The 22,575-nt window shown below is 54.6% G+C and carries 15 protein-coding genes; 11 read left to right on the forward strand and 4 right to left on the reverse strand.

The window, feature by feature from the left end; genetic code table 11:
• The first annotated feature begins 16 nt into the window (after window positions 1-16).
• A complete protein-coding gene (locus CIG75_RS17270) occupies window positions 17-1,261 on the forward strand; it encodes an MFS transporter (protein WP_094237770.1) in 1,245 nt (414 codons plus the stop codon).
• A 204-nt stretch (window positions 1,262-1,465) separates the two neighbouring features.
• Complete coding sequence (locus tag CIG75_RS17275) at window positions 1,466-1,750, forward strand: SAV0927 family protein (protein WP_227874443.1); 285 nt, start codon at window positions 1,466-1,468, stop codon at window positions 1,748-1,750.
• A 44-nt stretch (window positions 1,751-1,794) separates the two neighbouring features.
• On the opposite strand, the gene CIG75_RS17280 is transcribed toward CIG75_RS17275, so the two are convergent.
• The gene (locus CIG75_RS17280; protein WP_227874271.1) at window positions 1,795-2,487 is read right to left on the reverse strand and encodes a response regulator; all 693 of its coding nucleotides are present in this window, start codon (window positions 2,485-2,487) and stop codon (window positions 1,795-1,797) included.
• 200 nt (window positions 2,488-2,687) lie between these two features.
• Between CIG75_RS17280 and CIG75_RS17285 the strand changes: the two genes are divergently transcribed.
• Genes CIG75_RS17285 through CIG75_RS17295 form a run of 3 tightly spaced genes read left to right on the forward strand, consistent with a single transcriptional unit; the run spans window position 2,688 to window position 6,670 of the window.
• Window positions 2,688-2,945, forward strand: a complete 258-nt coding sequence (locus CIG75_RS17285; RefSeq protein WP_094237773.1) for a hypothetical protein — start codon at window positions 2,688-2,690, stop codon at window positions 2,943-2,945.
• Window positions 2,942-5,203: a TOMM precursor leader peptide-binding protein gene (locus CIG75_RS17290; protein WP_094237774.1), complete on the forward strand. Its 2,262-nt coding sequence runs from the start codon at window positions 2,942-2,944 to the stop codon at window positions 5,201-5,203. Before CIG75_RS17285 ends, CIG75_RS17290 begins: the two co-directional genes overlap by 4 nt.
• 18 nt (window positions 5,204-5,221) lie before the next feature.
• Window positions 5,222-6,670 carry a SagB family peptide dehydrogenase gene (locus tag CIG75_RS17295; RefSeq protein WP_094237775.1) on the forward strand — a complete coding sequence of 483 codons (1,449 nt, stop codon included), beginning with the start codon at window positions 5,222-5,224 and terminating at the stop codon, window positions 6,668-6,670.
• Window positions 6,671-6,689: 19 nt separating this feature from the next.
• On the opposite strand, the gene CIG75_RS17300 is transcribed toward CIG75_RS17295, so the two are convergent.
• Window positions 6,690-11,759: an AAA family ATPase gene (locus CIG75_RS17300; RefSeq protein WP_172844478.1), complete on the reverse strand. Its 5,070-nt coding sequence runs from the start codon at window positions 11,757-11,759 to the stop codon at window positions 6,690-6,692.
• An 836-nt stretch (window positions 11,760-12,595) separates the two neighbouring features.
• Between CIG75_RS17300 and CIG75_RS17305 the strand changes: the two genes are divergently transcribed.
• Window positions 12,596-13,576, forward strand: a complete 981-nt coding sequence (locus CIG75_RS17305; protein ID WP_094237777.1) for a hypothetical protein — start codon at window positions 12,596-12,598, stop codon at window positions 13,574-13,576.
• Window positions 13,577-13,997: 421 nt separating this feature from the next.
• Here CIG75_RS17305 and hisZ read toward each other — a convergent pair whose 3' ends face one another.
• Together hisZ and CIG75_RS20835 are read right to left on the reverse strand one after the other, a co-directional pair.
• A complete protein-coding gene (gene hisZ, locus CIG75_RS17310) occupies window positions 13,998-15,239 on the reverse strand; it encodes an ATP phosphoribosyltransferase regulatory subunit (RefSeq protein WP_157729620.1) in 1,242 nt (413 codons plus the stop codon).
• Window positions 15,240-15,320: 81 nt separating this feature from the next.
• Complete coding sequence (locus CIG75_RS20835) at window positions 15,321-15,467, reverse strand: hypothetical protein (RefSeq protein ID WP_157729621.1); 147 nt, start codon at window positions 15,465-15,467, stop codon at window positions 15,321-15,323.
• A 144-nt stretch (window positions 15,468-15,611) separates the two neighbouring features.
• On the opposite strand from CIG75_RS20835, the gene CIG75_RS17315 reads away from it, so the two are divergent.
• The 5 genes from CIG75_RS17315 (at window position 15,612) to CIG75_RS17335 (ending at window position 22,535) form a co-directional block, all read left to right on the forward strand.
• Complete coding sequence (locus CIG75_RS17315; protein ID WP_094237779.1) at window positions 15,612-16,754, forward strand: KamA family radical SAM protein; 1,143 nt, start codon at window positions 15,612-15,614, stop codon at window positions 16,752-16,754.
• 2 nt (window positions 16,755-16,756) lie between these two features.
• Window positions 16,757-18,148, forward strand: coding sequence for an ATP-grasp domain-containing protein (locus tag CIG75_RS17320; RefSeq protein ID WP_094237780.1), 1,392 nt, complete (start codon window positions 16,757-16,759; stop codon window positions 18,146-18,148).
• Window positions 18,145-19,419, forward strand: coding sequence for an MFS transporter (locus tag CIG75_RS17325; RefSeq protein ID WP_094237781.1), 1,275 nt, complete (start codon window positions 18,145-18,147; stop codon window positions 19,417-19,419). The genes CIG75_RS17320 and CIG75_RS17325 overlap by 4 nt, the downstream gene beginning before the upstream one ends.
• A gap of 301 nt (window positions 19,420-19,720) precedes the next feature.
• Window positions 19,721-21,112 carry an ATP-grasp domain-containing protein gene (locus CIG75_RS17330; RefSeq protein ID WP_157729622.1) on the forward strand — a complete coding sequence of 464 codons (1,392 nt, stop codon included), beginning with the start codon at window positions 19,721-19,723 and terminating at the stop codon, window positions 21,110-21,112.
• Window positions 21,113-21,146: 34 nt separating this feature from the next.
• On the forward strand, window positions 21,147-22,535 hold the full coding sequence (locus CIG75_RS17335) for an ATP-grasp domain-containing protein (protein ID WP_094237783.1): 1,389 nt from the start codon (window positions 21,147-21,149) through the stop codon (window positions 22,533-22,535).
• Window positions 22,536-22,575: the final 40 nt, after the last annotated feature.

Below are 22,575 nucleotides of genomic sequence, written 5' to 3' on the forward strand. Positions count from 1 at the left end.
AAGGAGAGAGTTGCAAATGCTGGCATTTCTCAAAGGCAACCCGCGCTATTTTTGTTATTGGGCAGCCACTTGGCTTTCCGAATTTGCTGACTGGATTCGCAACATGGCCTTGCTCTACATCGTCATGGAGCTTTCGGGCAATTCACCGCTAGCCGTGTCGTCCATCCTGTTCGGCGAGTATGCACCGATTTTCTTGTTCGGCTTCTTCGTCGGCGTGTTTGCAGACCGTTGGGACCGTCGCAAAACCATGCTTGGGGCGGTTGGGTTCCGAGTCTTGGTCATGCTGTTGTTCGTCGGAGCGATTCTGATCGAGTCGCTGTGGTTGCTTTACATCGGGGCGTTCTTGGCCACGGTCGCTTCGCTGTTTTACCGCTCGCCGTCTGCTGCGTTTGTGATGCAGTTCGTGCCGCGCGAAAATCTAAAGACGGCGATGAGCTTGCGTCAAATCACCAACTCTGTCACGATGTTGATCGGCCCGGCCGTCGGGACGGCAGTGTTCATGTCGTATGGTGGCGCAGTGGCGCTGGGGCTGACCGCACTGTTGCTGTTCGGTTCGTTCCTTTTGATCCTCGCCATCAAGGTTCCGTCGAGCGCGCGTGAGGCTGACAACTCGAAAGGGAAGATCAAAGGTGTCATGCTCGAAATGATCGAGGGGTTCAAATACTCGTGGAGCAATCTGGCGGTGCGTCCGCTCCTGTTCACACAAGCGTTTATCGGGCTGGGCTCCGGTTTGATCAACGTTGTCGAAATCTTCATCATCACCGAATTCTTAGGACTGCCTAAAGAGATGCTGACTTGGGTTGTCATGGTGCAAGGAGGCGCGATGCTGATCGGGGCCATGATCGTGCAACGGATGAGTACGGCGCCGGAGCGACTGTTGGTCTACGGTCTGCTGGTGATGGGCGTCGGATTGGCCGGTGCGGTAGCCTACCCTGCACTGTGGGTGACGATCGTGTCGATCAGCGTGTTCTCCTTCGGGAACTCGATGCTGACGATCGGTATCGGTACGACGATGCAAACCTACATTGCGTTCGAATTCCAAGGCCGCACCGGAACGACTGTCGTGACCCTGTTCAACGGTTTCATGGTCGTGGCGATGCTCTCCGCCGGCTTCTTGCAAAAAGCGTTGACCACCGTGCCGCTGGTGTTGGCATCTGGGATCAGCATTGTGCTCGGCGGACTGGTCTGCTGGTACATGTTCCATCGTGCATTCAAAGCCGGGTTGGAACCCGCACAATCTTCTCATCAGGCTCAAGCCTAGCCAAAAGACCTCGTGGATGTTGTCCACGAGGTCTTTTCCTTTGCCCCTTACCATCATAAAGACTAGTTCATAAGGTCAAATGCTAGCTGGAGCCGCTCCGTTCTCGACTTGCGAGGACGGACATAATTTATTGCACAATTCCGTAAACTGTAAAAAGTCATCGTCATTCCAATTTTGGAAAAGAGGTGGATGCTCGTGCCGCGTATGATCAGCCATGAGAGCTATGAAGAATCCAGATCCCGATTTGTCACCCTCGTCACCGATCACTCACAATATGACCTCGTGATCTCTTACTCCTCACATTTTCTAGGCAAAGCGCTCATCTTGCACATTCAGACCAACCTGTTCGACATTTTTGACTTGCATGACGTCCGAGACCACGCGACCTTCGGAGCCAAACTCGGCATTGCCAACTGCGAAGACGCGGAACTGGTGAGCGACTACCTCGAAGATGTGATGCCGATGATCTACACGCCAACCCAATACTGAGCGGTCGTCAAAAAGGCAAGCGCCTGTGCGCTTGCCTTTTGCAATCATTCTGCGGAGGTGGCTGGGCCATCCTCCTCCAACATCTCCTGTAACAGTGTGACCACTGTTGCGCGATCATGGATGCCGACTTTGCTGTAGATGACGCTCACATAATTTTTGACCGTCCCTTCGCTCATAAACAGCGCATCGGCAATCTGTCGGTTCTTCAGCCCCTGCACCATCAGCACAGCCACCTCTCGTTCACGGTCGGTCAAATAAAAGCCCCGGCGTTTCGAGCGCTCCTCTTCAGCGCTCTTCTGCTCTGGCGTGGAGAGGTGATGCAGGCGGGCCGCCAAGCGATTTGCAACCTGTACGGGCAACATCAACTGCCCATTCACCGCTTCTCGAATCGATTGGATCAGCTTATCGCCCTGAATATCTTTTAACAGATATCCGACCGCCCCCTTTAACAAGCCTTCTACAATAAAGTCCTCCTCATCGAAGGTGGTCAGGATCAAAACTTTCATCTCCGGCAGATGCTTTTTGATGATCGTGATCCCTTCAATCCCGTTTACACCAGGCATCTTGATATCCATCAGCACGAGGTCCGGCTGCAGTTCCTTCGCTTTTTCAAACGCTTCCAGCCCGTTTCCTGCCGTTGCGATGACTTCCATATCGTCTTCTAAATTGATGATCGTCTTCAATGCGTCGCGCAATAGAACTTGATCATCCGCCAGAACTATTCTCAAATGACTCAAAGCGCTCGTCCCTTCATTTTCTGTATCAGCACGTGCGACCCTCCCTTCAATTGTAACCCACAACGCGATTCGTAAAAAGCGAGAAATATTATCAACTTCTCTGTTTGAATTGCCTAACATTCACATGCTATGATCAACTCGAAAGATGGAGCGCTCCGACCAGGAGTTCCTTCATCTAATCATGATAGGAGGAACGACAAATGAATGAAGAAATGCAATTGAAATATGCAAAGTTGATCGCCGCCGCGTGGATGGACGAGCAATTGTTGAACCGTTTACGCCAAGAGCCTGCCGCCGTGCTGGCCGAATATGGGATCACCATCCCCGGCGCTGAACACAAACGGATCGTTCTTGTCGAGGACACATCCGATACGATCCACCTGCTTCTTCCATACAAACCAGACCATGAGCAAAAGCCGTCACACGATCTGTGCTGCATGCCGAACACCCTCACATGACGGGCGGGTTGTCGCGCCCCGCATTCAGTGGCAACTATCGTGTGCTGACTGCGGGTGCCGATACCCTGATGCTGATGTCAGAAGCGGGTGACATCCTCCTGCAGGGCAGAGCGTATTCGGCACTCGCTCCGCTGATCGACGGGCAAAGGTCATCCGATCAACTCGTGCGCATGGTGCGGGATCTCGTCCCCCCAGCCGAAGCCTACTATGCCTTGCTGCAGTTGGCGCAGCAAGGCTTTTTGACGGAGGGGGGTGACACTCTTCCAGCGGAGCAGGCCGCTTTTTGGCATGCGCTTGGCGTCGATTCTCGCACCGACCGTGAAGCACTGCTCCCGCGCAAAGTTGCCGTCACCGCCCTCGATCCGCTCGACCGCAACACTTTTTTGGACAAGTTGCACCACCACGCAATCGAAGTGGCCGACCCATCCGAGCAAAGCGCGTTTGACATCGTGCTGACCGATCACTACCTGCGCGAGGAACTGCTCGCTTTCAATGAACAGGCATGGGCTATGAACCGTGCTTGGCTGCCTGCCAAACCGATCGGCTCCACCATCTGGATCGGGCCTTTCATCCGCCCGTCGCACACCGCCTGCTTTGCCTGTCTCGCCCATCGGTTGCATGCCAAGCAGTTCGCTCGTGAACGGATCGCCGCGCATCAGAACTGGTCGAACCGTGATCACATTCCACAGGCGACCACGCAGGCCAGCTTGCAGACCGCACTGGAACTGCTGGCATTGGAAACGGGAAAACTGCTCCGCCACGACCGCTATCCCACCTTGCATCACACGCTGATCTCCATCGATCTGCTGACCTTGCAGACACAGACGCACACCGTTGTGCGCCGTCCGCAATGTCCGATCTGCGGCGACGGCAGCAGTCGTTCAACTCCTCCCGCGCCACCTGACTTGCAAAGTCGGCAGAAACTGAGCGCGTCAGATGGCAGTTCCCGCACTGTGACAGCAGAAGCAACTTGGCAGACCTACGCGCATCATGTCAGCCCGATCACCGGGATCATCAAACAGCTTGCGGTTGCTGATCCCGATCCTGTACATCCTGCGATCCACAACTATACGGCCGATGCGAATGTCGTGTTCACCCAAAGCCATGACCTCGACACGCTCAAACAGCATCTGCGCAGCAGAAGCGCTGGAAAAGGCACGAGCGCACTCCAAGCAAAAGTCGGCGCGCTCTGCGAGTCGCTGGAACGGTATTCCGGCCTGTATCAAGGGGATGAATTTAGCATTCGTTCGAGCTATCACCAGCTGGCCGACCGAGCGATTCACCCGCACCACTATCTGCTGTTCAGCGAGCGACAGTACGACCAGCGCGACAAAATCAACAGCGCGCGGCTATCGATGTTTGAGTGGATTCCGCACCGCTTCGATGAGCACAGCGTCGTCGATTGGACGCCGCTGTGGTCGCTGACCGAGCAGCGTGTGAAATACCTGCCGACCGCCTGTTGTTACTATTCCTATCCTCAACAGGCCGAGCGCGCGTTTGCCCTCGCCGATTCGAACGGGTGCGCCTCTGGCAACACGCTGGAAGAAGCGATTTTGCACGGATTCTTCGAGCTTGTCGAACGCGATGCGGTCGCGATCTGGTGGTACAACCGCCTGCGCCGCGAACAGGTGGACCTGAACAGTTTCGGACACCCTTACATCGCACAGTTGCGGGACGCCTATCGAAGCCACTATCAACGCGAGTTTTGGGTGCTCAATCTGACGCACGATCTGCAGATTCCGACCTTTGCCGCGATCAGCCGTCAATTGGGCCGTCCCGCGGAGCATCTGATCTTGGGATTCGGGGCGCATTTTGACCCTGAGATCGCATTGTTGCGCGCGCTCACCGAGATGAATCAATCCCTCCCCCTGTTACGTCAAGGCATCTCCGCCAATGTCCATCGACAGATCGCCAATTGGTGGCGCACCGCTTCCTTGGAAAATCAGCCCTATCTGGCACCCGATGCGACGCGTCCTGCCGTACGCGCTTCCGACTTCCGCAACGTTTGGCAGGATGATCTGCTCGACGATCTGCGACTCGCCCAACAGATCGTCGAGCAAAAAGGGATGGAGATGCTGGTGCTCGATCAGACGCGGCCCGATGTTGGCCTGCCCGTCGCCAAGGTGATCGTACCCGGCCTGCGACACTTTTGGACGCGATTCGCTCCAGGTCGTCTCTACGATCTACCCGCTCAGCAGAATTGGTTGGCACAGCCGCATGCGGAAACGGAGCTCAATCCGATTCCGATGTTTTTGTAAAAAGAGGGGGAGGATCTGATGTCAGCAACCCTTTTGACCGGCTTTCGTCCAGATGTGGCCGTGCGCGAACAGCCGGATGGCACGCTGTCGATCTCGCTGTCCAGCCAGACCGTGCTGATTCGATCTGTACCGAACGGACTTGCTCGCGCCATTCGATGCTTGGCCACCACAGGAGCGAGCCAAGCTGACTTAGAGAAACTCGTGTTGGCGCATGATGGCATCGCGGGCATGTCGCTCTGGTATTATTGGCATCGGCAGTTTCTTCAGCTCAATTTCATCTGCTATCCGCTGGAGGTCGATCGTGTGCGCATTGCGACCGTTCTGTCCACCACACCCGAATTGCTGACCGCTTTCCCCGCCATCCGGCCCACCGACGCTTGTCAACTTTCCCGCTTCGCGAGCCTGCGCCTCGACCCGGAGCTTAGTTGCCTGCGCCTCGAGACGCCGCTGTCCCCTTTCGCTCTCCTCCTGCACGACCCGAGCGCTGTGACGCTGATCGGTGCCCTGTCCACCTCCAAAACGGTTGAAGAGCTCGCAGCCGTTCTGCCTGAGCACAGGGCGGTCATCGAACCGTTGCTCGCTCGTCTTTTGTTCGCGCGCCTCGCAGTCACCATAGACGAAACGGGCGCAACAGCTGAGACCAGCCATCCGACACTGCCGTACTGGGAATTTCATGATCTGCTTTTTCATAGTCAAAGCCGGATCGGCAGGTCTTCAGGCGCATTTGGTGGCACCTATCGCTTTGGCAAACACGATCCTCCCGCTCCGGTCGTCAAACCGAACATGTCGGAAGAAATCTATCCGCTGTACCGCCCTGATCTTTCGCAATTAATCGAGCAGGATGCCTCGTTCAGCGCCGTATTAAGCGCCCGTCGTTCGAAGCGCGCCTTCGATGACGAGCATCCGCTCACTGGCCAACAGGTGGGGGAATTCCTGTATCGGGTGGCACGGATTCAAGAGCTCTTGCCCGCTTCGCCAAGCCATCGCGAACTGGAACTGAGCAAGCGTCCTTATCCGGCGGGAGGTGCGCTGTACGAACTCGACATCTACGTGGCGATCCTGCACAGTTTCGATCTGCCGCCTGGCTTGTACCAATACAATCCGTTACAACACGAGCTGTGCAAGCTGTTCGAATCGACTGCTGAGTTGCAGAGCATGGTGCACACCTGCCGCCGCGCAGCTCTGCCCGATCAAGAAGCACCCGGTCAAACGCAAGCGCTGCTATTGATCACCTCCCGATTCCCTCGGCTGAGTTGGAAGTATGAGTCGATCGCCTATGCGACCACGCTCAAAAACACGGGCGCCTTGTATCAGACGATGTATCTGGCCGCCGCAGCGATGGGGCTGGCCGGAACTGCGGTCGGCAGCGGGGATGCCGATCTGTTCGCCCGCCTGAGCGGAATCGACTATTATGAAGAAACGCTCGTCGGTGAATTTCTCCTCGGCACAGCAAAAGCCACACCCTGAGCGCAGGGTGTGGCTTTTACTATGGAATAGGGACCACAAGGCGCAGCTTACAGCCTTCCCCGGGTGCAGAACTGACCAGTTGTTTGCCCCCCACTTCTTCGATCCGTTCGCGCATCGTCGTCAATCCAAATCCGAAAACAGAATCTTGGAAGCCGATTCCGTTATCGCGCAGTTCGAAGTGGATCGTGCCGTGCTCCTGATACAGACGGAACTGAAACTTGGTGCTCTTGCCGTGCCGCACACCGTTGGTCAGCCCCTCCTGCAAGGCGTGGTACAGCGTCTTCCGCAATTTTGCATCCAGATTCGGCATCGGGTCGATCTGATATTCGATCTCCAAACCGATCTGTGTTTGCGCATCGAGCAGCAATTTTTCGAGCGCTTGCCCGACCTCCATCTGCGAAATGTTATCTTTTAGCATCCGAACGGAGATCCGCACTTCGTGCAGACCGTTGCGAAGATTATCCTGGATCGCGTCCATGATTGGCAGCGCTTTGGTCAGATCTTTGGCTGCCAGCCGCTTGCAAGACTCCATCTGCACCACGGAGGTGGTGAGCGTGTGGCCGATCACATCATGCAATTCGTGGGCGATGCGCGTTCGCTCCTCTAGCACCGCAACGTCAGACCATGCCCGCGCCGTCTCTGCGATCGATCGCTCCAGCTGTCGTTTCGATTCTTCGAGGTCGGCCGTGCGACTGCGCACCTTTTCCTCCAAGTTAGCGTACAGGTTGGCATTCTCGATCGAGATCGCCAACTGCGTGCTGAGCAACTGCAACAGCTCGACGCGCTCGTCGGTAAACGCATGCGTGGTCAAATTGTTTTCGAGATAGAGCAGTCCGACCTGCTTGGCCTGATGTCTGACCGGCAGGCACAAGAGCGATTTGACCTGACGAGTTTGCAACGAGAGATCATTTCGAAACAGCCCTTCCTGACAAGCATCATGCAACACCACGCTTTCACCCGTTCGCGTCACATAATGCACCACCGCCTGACTCACTTCCACCTCGGTATCGTGCGGGACAAATCGCCCATGCTGTTCGAAGAGCATCGTCCCCACTTGTGCCCCCGCATTTTCCAGCAGGATCTGCATCATCTTTTCGATCAGCTTCGGCAGCACGATCTCACCTGTGATCGCTTGGGCCGACTTGATCACGGCGAGGTAATCCAAATTGTGCTCCCGTTGGACCGCCGACAGCTCCTCCCCAAAGAGATGCGGGTAGCGCGCTTTCATTTGCATGGCCTTGCTCTTCGCGCCCCATTTCAAAAAGGCATGGTAGGCGGCGCGCAAATAGGAATGGGCAATCTGCGTTTTGCCGATGTGCAGATAGAAGTTGGCCGCACACTCATGCGCAATCCCCTCGTCATTCCAGAACTGTTGCTCCAAAGCGCGGGAAACGGCCTGATCGTACAAATCCATCGCCCGTTGGCTGTGCCCCTTCAGGCGCGCGACTTCTGCGGCCAACAGAATCGATTTGTGCCGATAGTTCTCCGGACAGCGCTGTGCGGCGCGGTGAAGCAGTTTTTGCAAGCGACCGATCTTTTTCCACGCTTTCGTCTGCTCCTGCTCCTCCAACTGATCGAAATGCTGAGTAAGCGTCAGCGCATACAAATAAAAGAAATTGACCTCGACAAAATGCCCGCGCGGAAACATCTTCTCCCGCTCCATCTCTTCGGCAAGCAGCAACGCCTGTCCATACTCCCCCGCCAAAAACAACAACAGCAACTTGCTGTACAAGTAGTTGAGCGGTTGCATCTGATTGGGTTGGCGACCTTCCAGCACCGTTTGGCGATATTTGGCCTCATCAAAATCTGGGTGGGACAGCTCGAACGGGCCTGCCCCCTGTCCGATCAGATTGCGGACGGCACCCATGAGAATCTGCGACGCTTGCAACAACCATTCGTTGTTGCTGATGCGCACGGCAGGCAGTCCCTTTTGCAATTCGGCCTGCACCTCATCCAACGGGATGCCGCTGGCGATCATCCCATGCACCTTCATGACCAGAGAGTTGGCAAAGATTCGCAGGTCCCCTGTCTCCTGCGCCCGTTGCAAGACGGTCGCAAACGATCGGTTGACATCGCGCATCGGTGCGACAAATGGCATGATGTTGGTCGTATAGCTAAACAAGCCCTGACAGCTGACCCCGCCTTGCCGTCTCCAATAGGCCACTTCTGTCTCCACACCCAACTGCCCATAGGCCGCGCTCAGTTCAAAGTTACCGCGTTGTGCGACCAGATTCCCGTACATGATATAGGCGGTGCAGGTCGGTGCCGCCGGCCCATGCGCCAAGGAGAGTTCTAGGATCTTCAAAATCAGCCGGATCATCACTTTTTCATCGACCACCAGCATCACCACTGCCATCGCCCACAAAATTTCCATCTGCGCGATCACCTTGGCATCGCTGGCGAACGGCAAAGCGGTCACGTTCTGAATGCGCTTTTTGGTCAGGCGGCTTCTGATCCTCACATAGGCGGCCGTCCGCGAGGCCACGTCCGATTGCAACGGACGCTTCATGCCAAATTGTCGCAACGCCTCCATCCCCAGTTCGAACGACTTCTGGGCGCGATTCTCTCTGGAGACGGTCAAAATCCGAAATTTATAGATCGGCAGTTTCTCCACATCCGTTTTCGCATGCTGTAGCAGCAGAGCAAAATAACGATCCGCCTCTGCAACCTGTCCACCAAAGGACACCAGTTCGAAACGCTCTCGATACAGCTCAAACGTCAAGGCGTGCTGATCCTGCCAACAGTTTTCCGTCAGCAGCGCGATCCCATTTTCACAAAAACGCAAGGCTTGTTCATAATCGAGCGCTGCCTTAGCACGTTTGGCAACCGCCAGATTGAGTTGTGCCACATATTCGCGCTCCGCTTGAGTTTCCAGTCGGTCCAACGCGCGATTAAAATGATTCACCTGTTCATACTGCAAGTCTGCAGAAAGGTCTGCGTCTGAACCGGTTTGCAACTGTCTGGCGAGCAGTAGGTGAATGCGCTTTTTTTCATCCTCCGCCACCGACGCATAGGCGGCCTGTTGGATGCGGTCATGCGCAAATTGCAATTGGTTTTGCCACTCGATCTGCTCATCCGCTTCTGGCAAGCGATACAGCCACTGACTGCTTGTGCCTTTCGCATAGAGCAGACGCTCTTCGATCAACAAGAGCAGATCGCGGGCGATCGCAGAGAGCTCGGTTGTCAACACATGCTGCAAGGTCTCCAGTGAAAACGTCATCCCGATACAGGCGGCCGCTCCTAACAGGTGGCGCGCGCGCTCCGGCAATTCCCTGATCGTGCTCAGAATGTATTCAACTTGGCTTTCGTTCACCGCTAAGGCGTTGATGGTGTCCATGTCCCATCGCCACTCTCCGGTCTGCACCTCTAAACTGAGCAATCCTTTTGCGGGCAACGCTTGCACAAACTGTTTGACCACAAACGGGCTGCCTCCCGTTTTCTCCGTCACCGATTGGGCCAACTGAGCGACGCTTTCACCCGAACTGCGCAGCGTGTCCTGTAACAGCTTTTGCACATCGAACACCGTAAGCGGACGCACGTGCATTTCGATCAAGGTAGCTTGTCCAGTCTGCAATTTGGCGATGCGCTCTAACAACGGGATGTCGGCGCCCTCCTGCTCGACCCGATAACTGCCGATCACCAGCAGATGCGGAATCTTGCGCTCCGTCAACAACACTGCGATCAGATGAGCAGAGGCCGGGTCGGCCCATTGCAGATCGTCGAGAAAGAGCAGGACGGGATGTTGAGCGGTCGGCAGAATGCTGAGCACTTGAAGAATGGCCAGCAGAAAGCGGTTGTTCGTTTCCTGGGCCGGCAATATCGGAACGGGCGGCTGTGATCCGACGATCAATTTTAACGCAGGAAGCGCCTCCACCAGCACGCCGCTCAGTTGACCCAACGCGCGCAAGATCTCCTCTTTCCACCAAGCAATGCTCACTTCGCCTTCTGCCAAAATGCGCATCACCCATTGCTTGAGCGCTTGCAACACACCTTCATAAGGCGCATGTCTGATGTTTTGTTCAAATTTTCCTTCGAGAAAGCAAACCGGCTCCTCTGAGACACGATGGTTTAACTCGCGCACCAGTGTAGATTTGCCAATTCCAGCCGGGCCGACGAGCAACACCCCTTCACTGCCTCCGCGCCGCGTGCGTTCGAACGCCGCTTGCAGTGTCTCCATCTCCCGCTCCCGACCGTACACCAGATTGGAGAGATGAAAATGCTCAGAACGGTCTTCCTCGCCGAGGATGAGGTCCTCGATCCGCCCGTGTTCACGCCATTGATCTTTGCAACGCGTCAAATCATGCAACAGACCAAAAGCGCTCTGATAGCGCTCCTCTGCGTCTTTTGCCAAACATTTCAGCACCAGATCACCAAGGATCGTCGGCACTTGCGGATTGAGCAGAGCTGGCGATACCGCCTCCTGCGTAAAATGCTGATAGATCAATTTGACAGCGTTTTGTTCTTCAAAAGGCAGTCGTCCGGTCAGCATCTCATAGAAGATGACGCCCGCCGAGTACAGGTCGGAACGATGATCTGCCATTCGGTTCATGCGCCCGGTCTGCTCCGGTGAACTGTAGGCGCTGTATGATTCGAAAACCTGCTCGTCCGACCGTTCGTCGGGGAGCCAAGCCGCACTGGAAAAATTGGTGATTTTCACAACAGGTTCGACCGATCGCACCAACAGGTTCTCGGGGCGCAGATCGCGATGGATGATGTTTTTGCGATGCAGTTGCAAAATCGCTTCTGCCAAAGCGATAGCCAGATCGAAAAAGCGTGACAGGTGCAAGCGCTCCATGTCCAACACCTGTCTCAGCATCTCACCGCCGCCATCTTCCAGCAGGAGCAACCACGTGTGCCGATAACGCTCCAGTCCGATCGGAGCGACCACGCCTAGCGAAGCGGCCCGTTTCGCCATCTCATACTCATATTTGAGCTTTAATACATCTTGCGGAGTCGGATATTCCATCTGCAACGTCTTGATCAGCACCCGCTTCCCTGTCCTGGCGCAACTTGCCCGATAGAGCACGGTCTGCTGTTCTTGGTGCAACAATTCGAACGCCTCATATTCAGAGTCTGCTGGAAACTGCATACTGCACACCTCCGTCCGTTCCGTCATGTCTAGTCATATATTGCGATCAAAAGTCATATATGACTAAAATTAAAAACCCATGACTGAAATCTATCGTAATTCAAAGATATGATATGCTCAAGAACTGCTTGATCTAGATGTTAGGGTCTTCACTCGTTTGTTAATCGCTATCCACAAGTGGTTTAACATCGAATCCCCTCACCTGTCAAGGCCTACGATTCGGTCGCACAGCAAGAAGCGTCTGCGCTGAGAACTTCCTTCGTGCTGCCGATCGACGTGCTGAGACAGCTCTCTTGCCCGGTGTTGGGCAACGCTATCGTGTCCTATTAGACGCTGCTACCCAACTCGCCTTGCAGTACGAAGTGACGAGCGCACTCTTGGGATCGACTGTTCCCTGTTGCGAACAGCCCCCTCACTTGCCAAGAGCCACTTCGCCTGCGTACTGCTCCCCGATGCGCGGTGCTCGGCTGTTTCAGCCACAGCGTCTGGGCCGCCCCCACGTTTGCCCAGCTGATGGCAGAGTTCGACGCACCCTGCTCGTCGGTGGGCCCGCAAGCCCCTACATGGACGGCAGGCAGTTCGAAACAGATTCCTTACCGAAGTCAGATGACGTTCGATTCCAGCAGTCCCCAATCGTAAACGTGAAATAGATTGGCATCAAAAACAGAACATGAGCTTGCAGACATCATCGCAAGCCACAAGCAAGTCTGCTCGACCACGACAGCTACTCGCCAACTGTATGGGAGGCACGCGCAGACTCAACGAATGTTACGACCCGATCGTCCTTCACACGCCCGATCGTTTTCAACTAGAAGAAGAGGAAGTGACGTTATCCCATGCAGAATCCGTTTGAAAATCCGCCGCGCACAACCCGCCAACTGCCGTTTACCGGCATCGAGTTTGGAGGCGTGCGCGAAGCTCCCCCGATCGCTCAGTTGCGCGGCGAGCTGAATCAGCATTTATTTGCCTTGACTGCAGACCTGCCTGAGCCGCTATGCGCCGAAGCGCATCAGGTCCTGCGCGGATACTCAGGCGGGGATGGCGATTTCTACCGCCTTTTTTACACCCCGATCTGGTCTTTTCTGCACTGGGTACCGGAAGCGAGCGGCCAAGCGGCCGATGCAATACTGCTGCAGGAAGCTCAGAAAGCACATGCGATGTCCCTGTTTCTCTATCTCTGGGACGACCACCTGTCCGATCATCTGCTGCCTGTCGATCTGCTTCGGCTGCAAGTTCGCACGCTGGCCTGGCAGAGCTTTGCATCGCGAAGCCGCTCGCTGTGCAAACGCATCGGGACCAACCCGAGCTTGCCCGATTGGCATGCCAACTCTTATCTCGCCTCTCTCCATCGACCGCGACACGTATTGAATCTGGAGGACTACTGCCAACAGTTTCAACAACAGGTATCGATTTGGACAGTGGTTCCCTATCTGTTGGGCAGCGTCGTAGGAGGTGACGAGTCGGCGTCTGCCCTCGCCCGCCTGATCATGAATTTCGCGGTGGCTTGGCGATTGCTCGACGATGTGCAGGACATTGAACACGATCTGCTGCGCGGGACAGAGTCGGCCGTCTGGATCGAATTGGACCCAAGCGGCAAAGAACTGTGGGCTGCCTGCCACTCCCAGCCGCAATCTGCAGAAGCGTGGGCCGAGCTGGTGCAACACATTCAAGGCTCGGGCTGCTTGCAACGACTGTTACATCTGATCGACTGCAACTTGCAGACCGCATCGGCAACGGCCGCCGCCCAAGGCTGGTTTGGCATCGTGCAAGAACTTGAGCAGTGCAGACAAGGGATTGGCATCCGTCCCAAGCGTTAAAATTTTGACACGCGAAGTGAACCTGTTCCGATCACCGCAAGTCGGGCTCGCTCTTTGCTGGGAACGATCTCAGCGGTTGACTGCTGTCCGGCTGGCATCAAGCAGTTGCCGAAATCGAACACTTCTCGCGAACCAATTCTCGAGATTGCGCGAGATATGCGATACATTTATTACCTGCAAGACATGCAGTACATCCATTACAGGCAGTAGATGCAAATCTTAAAATAGATCCCTTTCATGCGATACACCTTTTATACGTGATGCATCCGTTACACCGTTACACGCCATCGTCATACGAAAAAAGGGAGGCCCTCCGCGGGTCTCCCTTGCTTGTTCTGTCCGTCTCGTCAATGTAAAAAAGCTGAACCTCCGACCGAATCTGTGCGTGCCTGAGCACAAATGGATGTCCGACCCGCTCTCGTCACAACGAGAACATGTGACAGAAATCGGTGAACATCGCCCGCAGCAATTTGTTCGACTCGAGGAGCTTGCCACCCTTAAATGGAATCAGCGTCACATGCTCCTCTGAGCGCTCTTTCATCGCCGCTTCTACATCATCGACATGTTGTGCCGTGATGATAAAACGTTTGGAGCGCAAATAGGTGGCAAATCCGATCACCGGATAACGATCGGCCGCCTCATATAATATCAGAAAACGTTCTTTCGGGTCTTTCGGGAACGACTTCTCCAACACATGAAGCACTCGCTCGATGCCGATCATAAACCCGGTCGCAGGCATCGCCCGCCCAAATCTGCCGACCAGTTCATCATAGCGTCCGCCCGAGCAGATCGGGAGGTCAACATTAGGACCGTATCCTTCAAAAATCGCACCCGTGTAATAGGGCCGCGACAACAGCAGACTCAAATCGATCTGCGCGTGCTCCGCCGCGTTGTACAGGACGAGGATCTCCCAGATCGTGCGCAGATTGTCGAGCGCCGCCAAAGCCTGCGCAGACGAGGTGATCGCAGCCGCATCCGCCAAGATGGCGATCCCACCACGCAGGTGTGGCACTTTTAGCAAGCTGCCCCGCGACGCTTCCGATTCCACCTGCTCCTGGACCAACTGCTCATAGCGCACATACTCTTTGGCTACCAACGCGTCTGACAACTGCCCACGCAGGTTGTCGTCACCGACATGCTCAGCTAACAACGCCTGCACGAATTGTACCTGTCCGATCTCAAGTCGGAAGCCTTTCACCCCGGCCGCTTGCAGCGCACTCGCCGCCAATGCGATCAAGCCCGCATCCGCATCGGGGGAACCATCCCCCATCAGTTCCACTCCGGCCTGCGTAAATTCGGCATCGCGCCCCGCTTCCGGATGCTGTTGCCGGAAGATGCTCGCATTGTAGGACAGACGAATCGGCAGCGGTTTCTCTTTCATTAAGGAAGAGACCACCCGCGCGATCGGCGCCGTCATGTCGGGGCGTAAGGCGACAGTGCGTCCCGAGCGATCTACCGATTTGAACAGGCTGTCTTCCTCATCGCGAAACGCACCGTTTAAAAACGTATCTGCATATTCAAATGTCGGAGTGACGATCTCCTCATAGCCCCAACGCTGAAACACTCCAGCGATCTTTTTTTCTACCTCTCGTTTTCGTGCTGCCAGCGGAGGCAACACATCGCGCACACCGCGCGGTTTCTCCAATCTTATTGGTTGATCCACTTTCTGCACACCCTCTTTACTTTAGTATACTAATGTACTAAAGATGCGTTACGGCTATCCTAACATGGCATCCAACATCTGTCAACGCAAGACCCGCCATGTTGTTAACACGCCGGCCAGCATCACATTGACCACGACGAGCACATGCACCCACAGCGGCATCGTCTCCCACATTTTCAAATCCCACAACACGACAAACGCGGTCAAAACATAAAAAGGCTTCAGCAATCACACACCCCCATTTTACTTATCATCCCCCAAAAACCGACCTAAAAAAAAGCATTAAGAATTAACAAAAAGTGCTGGTAATTCTGAATTTATCGAGTTAATATACTTGTATCCGTAAATACAACCAATAGGGAGGCGCAAGCAATGTCCACGACTTCAGAAACCACGAAAAAGAAGTTATCCGAACGTGAACGTCAGATGCAACAAACCGTACTGAAACGCTTTCGTTCCAAAGTTAGCCCGTCTCTAGCGCAACTGGTCAAGAAATCTGACGCAGTCGCTAAACAGTTCCTCCCAAGCCCGTATGAAGCCCTTGATTTTGGGACTGAAGCACCGTTTGAAGAAGGCAAAAACAACCACGGCATTTACGGTCTCGAACGTATTTATGAAGACCGCGCCGTCCTGACTCCTTATTTTGAATGTTCCGCATACTGTCGCTACTGCTTCAAAAAGACCCGTACTCTGGGTGGCGAAGCAAAGCGCATGACCGATGAAAACATCGATGCGGCCATCCGCTATATCGGCAGCGACTCGCGGATCAAAACGGTGTTGATCACCGGCGGTGACCCGTTTATCGACGCTGAATTGCTCGAGCAGGTACTGGTGAAAGTTGCAGAAATCCCGCACGTGCGCAACATTCGCGTCGGTACTCGCAACATCTTGTTCCAACCGGAAAAGATCACCGATGAACTGGCGGAGATGGTCAGTCGCTTCAACCATATCGATTATGAAAACCCGAAAAATTCGCGTAACATCTCGGTCGGTCTGTCGATCAACCATCCGGATGAACTGACCCCCGAAGTGGTGCGTGCCGCACAGCGCTTTATCCAGCGCGGGATCACCATTCGCGGTCAGACCGTTTTAATGAAAGGCATCAACGATGACGCCAAGACGATCCACGAATTGATCTCGCTGTTCCTGGCCGTGGGTATCGTGCCGTACTACCTGTTCCACTGCATGCCGGTCATCGGTGCGAAGCACTTCCGCACCTCGGTGCAAAAAGGCATCGACATTTTGAAAGCACTGTCGCCGTTCTCCGGCTCGACCGCCCCGCACTATGTCTATGTTACCCAAATTGGCAAACACCGCGTCGGTCCGGGCCACCAGCTCGACTACGTAGAAATTGACGGCCTCAAATACATCAAAGCGACCACTCCGTACAAAGCTGCCGACTTCCTCGAGTTCTCCGACAACACCAAGCTACCACCGTTGCATGAGATCGACGAAAATGGCTACGTAGTGTCCTACTATTTGGACGGAGATGACGACGAACTGGAGGTACTGTAACGATGACGCAGCAAAAATCGTTCGTTTTTATTGATAATATGTACCCGCTCATCATGGCACGCCGTGCTGTCACCGCAAGAGAGCGTGGGTATCGCTCCGTGTTGATTTCCCTGACCCTCTCCGAGATGGAACTGAACGCGATCAAGGATTTCGAGACCAAACACAACATGCTGATCTTTGATGAGGTGATCTCGACCGATGCGTTTGACCTCGACACGTTGCGTAACCTGCTGGCCGGTTTTGAAAACGAGTATCCGATCGCTGCCTTCATGAGCAACATCGGCATGTTCCACCAAGGCACGCTGGTCGGCTCCAATGTTGCCATCCTCGCCGAAGAGCGCGGCTTGCCATCGCTAAGCTCCGATGCGGTTTTCCGTTGCAACAACAAGTATCTCATGCGTGACGCGCTTCGCCACGCAGGCGTACCGACCGTTGATTTTGGACTTGCTACCGACGAAGTAACGGCTGTTGAACATGCGAACCGTATCGGCTATCCGATCATTTTGAAGCCGCTGAATGGCGCAGCTTCGCACATGATCGTCAAGTGCTCCAACGAGGAAGAAGTGATCAGCAAATTTAAGGATGCGATGGTTCGACTCCCCGCTTCCACCAACCTTGCCGCATATGAATCGGCACACAGCTATCCGAACAAAGCGGGCGAACTGGTGCACTTCGATCCGTTGCGCACGATGCTGATCGAAAAGTATATCGACGGTCGTGAAGCGAGCGTGGAATTGCTGATCACCGAAGATCAGGTCATTCCTTTGCTCGTGCATGACAAAGTGACGCTGACCGAGCAAGAGCGCTGCTTCTACGAGCACTTGCTCGTCGTGCCGCCGCAGCGCTTTACGGAACGTGAGTCCCAAGAGATGAAAGACTACGCCGTGGCGGTCGCCAAAGCGGTCGGTCTCAAAAACACTTTCTCCCACGTAGAACTGCGCTATGACAATCATGGCACCGGCCCGCAGCTTTTGGAGATCAACCCGCGTATCGGCGGCATGTGGGTGCATGAAAGCATCCGCTCGATGGTTGGCATCGATTGGCAAGCCACCTTGGTCAGCCTGTGCGAAGGTACCTTTACCCCAGAGTCGCACTACGAATCGAGCGAAGAGATTCACGCCATGTTCTGCATCTATCCTCCCCACTCCGGGCTCTTGGAAAATGTCGAGGGCATGGATCAACTGCAAGAACTGCCGGGGATGCTTTTTGCTAGGCAATCGGTTCCCAACGGCTCGGTCATCTATGGAGATGATGAAGAATGCTTTGCCGTGATATGCTTCCTGAAGGCGGAGTCGTATGAGAAAGTGTATGAAGTGTACGACCAAGCGTTGGAGCTCGTCACCTTTACGGTCAACCCGAATATCACATCGAGGGAAGAAGTGACAAAAGCATGACGAATGCTGTCCCAGCGCCGGACAACAAAAAATCGTTCCGGCACTTGTACCAATTGACAGCAGGTAAGACGATTTCCGACATCGGTAACAATTTTGACATGGTTGCGCTGAACATGTTCGTTTACCTGCTGACCGACAGCGCGCTCTATATGGGGCTGTTCATGTCAATCCGTCTGATCGGTGCTTTTGTGGCTGGATTCTATGCAGGTATTCTCGCTGACCGGATGAACCGCAAGCATCTGATGATCATTTCCGATATCGGACGTTCACTCGCCCTCGTCCTGATCGTACTCACACCGAGCGATTACCAGTTTTACATGCTCTTGCCTGTCACCTTCGTAATGGGATGCCTGTCCACGCTGTTTGGTGTATCGTTACAGTCGAGCATCCCATCGATCGTCGGCAAGGAGAATATCATCAAGGCCAATGCGGTCTTGACCGCTTGGGGCTCGGTCGCGATGGTGATCGGTCTGTTCGGAGCTGGGATCTTGCTTGGCAAAGTCTCCTATGAGACGGTGTTTATCATCGATGCCTGCACCTACCTGCTGTCAGCGCTCAACCTGCTGTCACTACCACTGCGCACCAGCGAAGAGCGCTTAGCCGGCGCCCCGAAAGAGAACATGTCGTTCTTCAGCGAATTCAAGCTGATCTACGTCTACCTGCGCACCGTTCCGATCCTGCTGTCCTTGATGGCGATCCGCCTGATCGACACGTTCGGCTCGGCGGCGCACAATGTCGGGATGCCGGTCTTCTCAGCCCAGCTCAATCCTGCGCAGCCCTCCTTTTATATGGGGATCATCTGGGGTGTCTGGGGCATTGGCAACTTGATCGGCTCGCGAATCATGGCGAAGAAGTTTACGGGAGATGATACCTCGCTCAATGAGCGGGCCTTTGGGATAGCAACGTTCTTCATGTCGTTCTTCTTCATCCTGCTCTTCTTCGAGAGTCCCATCTACCTGATTCTGCTCTTTGCCGCCTTAGCGGGCATTGCGGACGGTGTGTCGATGATCGTCTACAACACCCGCCTCCAGCAAACGCCCGATGAGAAACGCGGCCGGATGTTTGGCGTCTCGTCCACCTTGCAGACGGTCGGCTTTGCGATCGGCATGGTGATCTGCTCACCTCTGTTCGATCTGTTCAAGCCTGTCGTCGTGGTCGGCGTCCTGCACGGTCTGCCGATGATCATGGCGCTGCTGTTCACCTTGTACTACTTTGGAAAATGGAAACCGAACCGAACCAGAAAAAGAGAAAACAGCCACGATGTCGCATAGACATCGTGGCCGTTTCTTCGTTAGGAACACGAAAACGCCGCTTTACTGTTTCCTCTTCTGTCGATTCTGCGAAGCAGGCCCCCCGGCCGAACAGCAGAGCGTCTTCTGTCCGTATTTTTCTACGCGCTTGTCATTTATCCTGCTTACACTTAGTAAAATTGTCCTATGAATTCAATAAAGTTACAGAAGCATAAAAATTAGTTGCAGTGCATTTTATGACAAAGTATTATAAAATATATCAAGTTAAATCATGAAAAAGTATACAGACATAAAAACTGCATGGACAGGAGGTCTTGATCGCATGAGCCGACCACAAGCTGTCGTATTTATTGATAACGTCTTAGTGCTTTTGTTGGCCCGACGCGCTTCTTACGCCCAGGATTTAGGCTATCGTACCTATCTGATCGCCCCACCTATGCTCGAGGCACACACGGAAGCGATGGCGCAATACGAGCAAACCGAACGGGACGGTAGACCTACCTACGATCAGATCTTTCCAACGGAGCATTTTGACATCGACACCTTGCGCACTCTGCTCGCAGAAATTGAACAAGAGGCGGACATCAAAGGACTGGTCGTCGGCAACGGGCCTTTTTGCAAAGATGGCTTGGTCGGTGCCCATGTCGCCACTCTGGCCGAAGAGCGCGGGTTGCCATCGCAAAACGCGGAGGCGCTCTATCTGTGTGGCAACAAATACCTGATGCGCGACAGTTTCCGCGCGGACGGGCTGAACACGATCGACTTCGGCTTGGCAGTCGATGAAGCGTCACTGCTCACACATGCTTCGCGGATCGGCTATCCCGTGCTGATGAAGCCGATCAACGGCGTCGCCTCACATCTGATTCTGAAAAGCAATAATGAAGCGGAACTGCTCGGCAACTTCCGCCTCGCGATGGAGAAGCTGCCAGGATCAGCTTTTCAAGATTTTTACCAAGGCGTACACGCCTTTCCCAACCGACAGGGCGAACTGATGCATTTCGACCCGATGCGCTGCATGTTGCTCGAACAGTACATTCCGGGCCGCGAAGTGTCGATCGAGATGCTGATCACCGAAGACCGCTGCATCCCTCTCCTGGTGCATGACAAGGTGGACATCTCCGAAGACGCGCGCTGTGTCTACGAAAATCTGGCCATCGTGCCGCCGGTGCGGTTCACACAAGAAGAATGCAACGCTCTGGAAGCTTGTGCTGTGCAGGCCGTCCAAGCGGTCGGATTGAAAAACACCGTCGCCCACGTCGAACTGCGCTACGGAGAAAACGGGCTCGGCCCGCAGGTGTTGGAAATCAACCCGCGCATGGGCGGTGCTTACATCATGGAAAGTCTAAAAACGATGGTTGGAGTCGATCACAATACGACCCATGTCGAACTGATGACCGGCACCTTTCAACCGAAAGCAACGTATGACGTTCTGCCAGAGTTGCACGCCATGATGGTGCTGTACGCCCCACACGGAGGTCTTTTTCAAGCGATAGATGGTATCGAAGAATGTCAAGCCTTGCCCAGCGTCCTGAAGACGATGCAACCCTTTCCTGTCGGCCACATCATCCACGGGGATGACGAAGAAGTCAGCCTCTTGCTCATCTGGATGAAGGGCGACTCAGCTCAGCAGATTGCAGAGACCGGACAAAAGATCCGCGAGATCGTCACCTTCAAGATCGACCCGAGCGATCAAGCAAATCAGCCTGTCACGTAAATCAAATCCTATACGTATTGGAGGTCTTACCGTTATGAACCGACCGCAAGCAATTGTCTTTATCGATCATGCGCAGGCCGTGCTCTTGACCCTTCGCGCCGCCTATGCCCAAGATCAGGGCTATCGAACCTTCCTCATCGCTCCGCCCTTCGAGCCCGGCCCACTCTCTGCCATGCAAAACTATGAACGGGACAAGCGCGACGGGAAACCGATCTATGAACGCATGTATATGACCGAAGATTTTGACATGGATACGCTGCGCTCCTACATCGCCGAAATCGAGCAAGAGGCTGACATCGCAGCGTTTATTACCGGCAATGGCCCGTTCTGCAAAGACGGTTTGGTCGGCGCCCATGCCGCGATCTTGGCCGAAGAGCGCGGCCTGCCATCCCAAGGCAGCGACGCGCTCTACCTCGCCAACAACAAATACTTGATGCGCGACGCCTTCCGCGCAGGCGGACTGAATACGATCGACTACGGACTCGCCGTCGATGAAGAGTCGGCCATCGCCGAGGCCGCACGCATCGGCTATCCGGTGCTGATGAAACCGATCAACGGAATCGCCTCACACTTGATCATGAAGTGTAAAAACGAAGACGAACTGCGCACCCACTTCCGCCATGCGATGGAAAAACTGCCCGGTTCGACCTTCCAATCCTTCTACGAAGGTGCACACTCCTATCCGACCAAGGATGGCGTGCTGATCCACTTTGACCCGATGCGCTCCCTGCTGCTTGAACAGTACATCCCAGGCCGTGAAGTGTCGGTAGAAGTGCTGATCACCGAGGACCGCTACGTTCCGCTGATCATGCAGGACAAAGCGATCGTCACCGAAGAGGAACGCTGTGTCTATGAGGACATCATGATCACACCACCGATGCGCTTTACCGAAGAGGAGTGCCGCGAACTGGAAGCCTATGCAGTTCAGGCAGCGAAAACGATCGGTTTGAAGAACTCGATCGCCCACATCGAACTTCGCTACGGAGAAAACGGCCTCGGCCCGCAGGTGTTAGAAATCAACCCGCGTTTAGGCGGCGGCTACACACACGAAGTCCTGCGCACGATGGTCGGCCTTGATTATGTATCGGCCTATATCGAACTGATGACCGGAACCTTGCAAGCAAAGGAATCGTATGAACGCAAAACAGAGCCCCACGGGTTCTTCACCCTGTTCGCACCACACGCGGGCTTTTTCGAATCGGTCGAAGGTCTCGAAGAATTGAAAGCTATGCCGGGTATCTTGAACACGATGCATCCGTTCGCTGTCGGAACCGTCATTCCCGGCGATGAAGAAGAGGCCATGCTGTTGTTGGTTTGGATGAAAGCTGAAACCTCCGAAGAACTCCTCGCCACCTACAAGCGGGCCAAGGAGATCATCAAATTTAACATCGATCCGACCAAAACTTCCGTACCGCTCACGTAGCTCGATCCGAAACATGAAAAACCCTCTCCACCGTGGAGAG

Source organism: Tumebacillus algifaecis, assembly GCF_002243515.1.
GTDB lineage: Bacteria > Bacillota > Bacilli > Tumebacillales > Tumebacillaceae > Tumebacillus_A > Tumebacillus_A algifaecis.

Excerpts from the sequence above, each read along its gene's own strand:
- CIG75_RS17305 (WP_094237777.1), top strand. The coding sequence starts at position 12,596 with ATGCAGAATCCGTTTGAAAATCCGCCGCGCACAACCCGCCAACTGCCG.
- CIG75_RS17325 (WP_094237781.1), top strand. The coding sequence starts at position 18,145 with ATGACGAATGCTGTCCCAGCGCCGGACAACAAAAAATCGTTCCGGCAC.
- CIG75_RS17290 (WP_094237774.1), top strand. The coding sequence starts at position 2,942 with ATGACGGGCGGGTTGTCGCGCCCCGCATTCAGTGGCAACTATCGTGTG.
- CIG75_RS17330 (WP_157729622.1), top strand. The coding sequence starts at position 19,721 with ATGAGCCGACCACAAGCTGTCGTATTTATTGATAACGTCTTAGTGCTT.
- CIG75_RS17315 (WP_094237779.1), top strand. The coding sequence starts at position 15,612 with ATGTCCACGACTTCAGAAACCACGAAAAAGAAGTTATCCGAACGTGAA.
- CIG75_RS17275 (WP_227874443.1), top strand. The coding sequence starts at position 1,466 with ATGATCAGCCATGAGAGCTATGAAGAATCCAGATCCCGATTTGTCACC.
- CIG75_RS17285 (WP_094237773.1), top strand. The coding sequence starts at position 2,688 with ATGAATGAAGAAATGCAATTGAAATATGCAAAGTTGATCGCCGCCGCG.
- CIG75_RS17335 (WP_094237783.1), top strand. The coding sequence starts at position 21,147 with ATGAACCGACCGCAAGCAATTGTCTTTATCGATCATGCGCAGGCCGTG.
- CIG75_RS17300 (WP_172844478.1), bottom strand. The coding sequence starts at position 11,759 with ATGCAGTTTCCAGCAGACTCTGAATATGAGGCGTTCGAATTGTTGCAC.
- CIG75_RS17295 (WP_094237775.1), top strand. The coding sequence starts at position 5,222 with ATGTCAGCAACCCTTTTGACCGGCTTTCGTCCAGATGTGGCCGTGCGC.
- CIG75_RS17270 (WP_094237770.1), top strand. The coding sequence starts at position 17 with ATGCTGGCATTTCTCAAAGGCAACCCGCGCTATTTTTGTTATTGGGCA.
- CIG75_RS17320 (WP_094237780.1), top strand. The coding sequence starts at position 16,757 with ATGACGCAGCAAAAATCGTTCGTTTTTATTGATAATATGTACCCGCTC.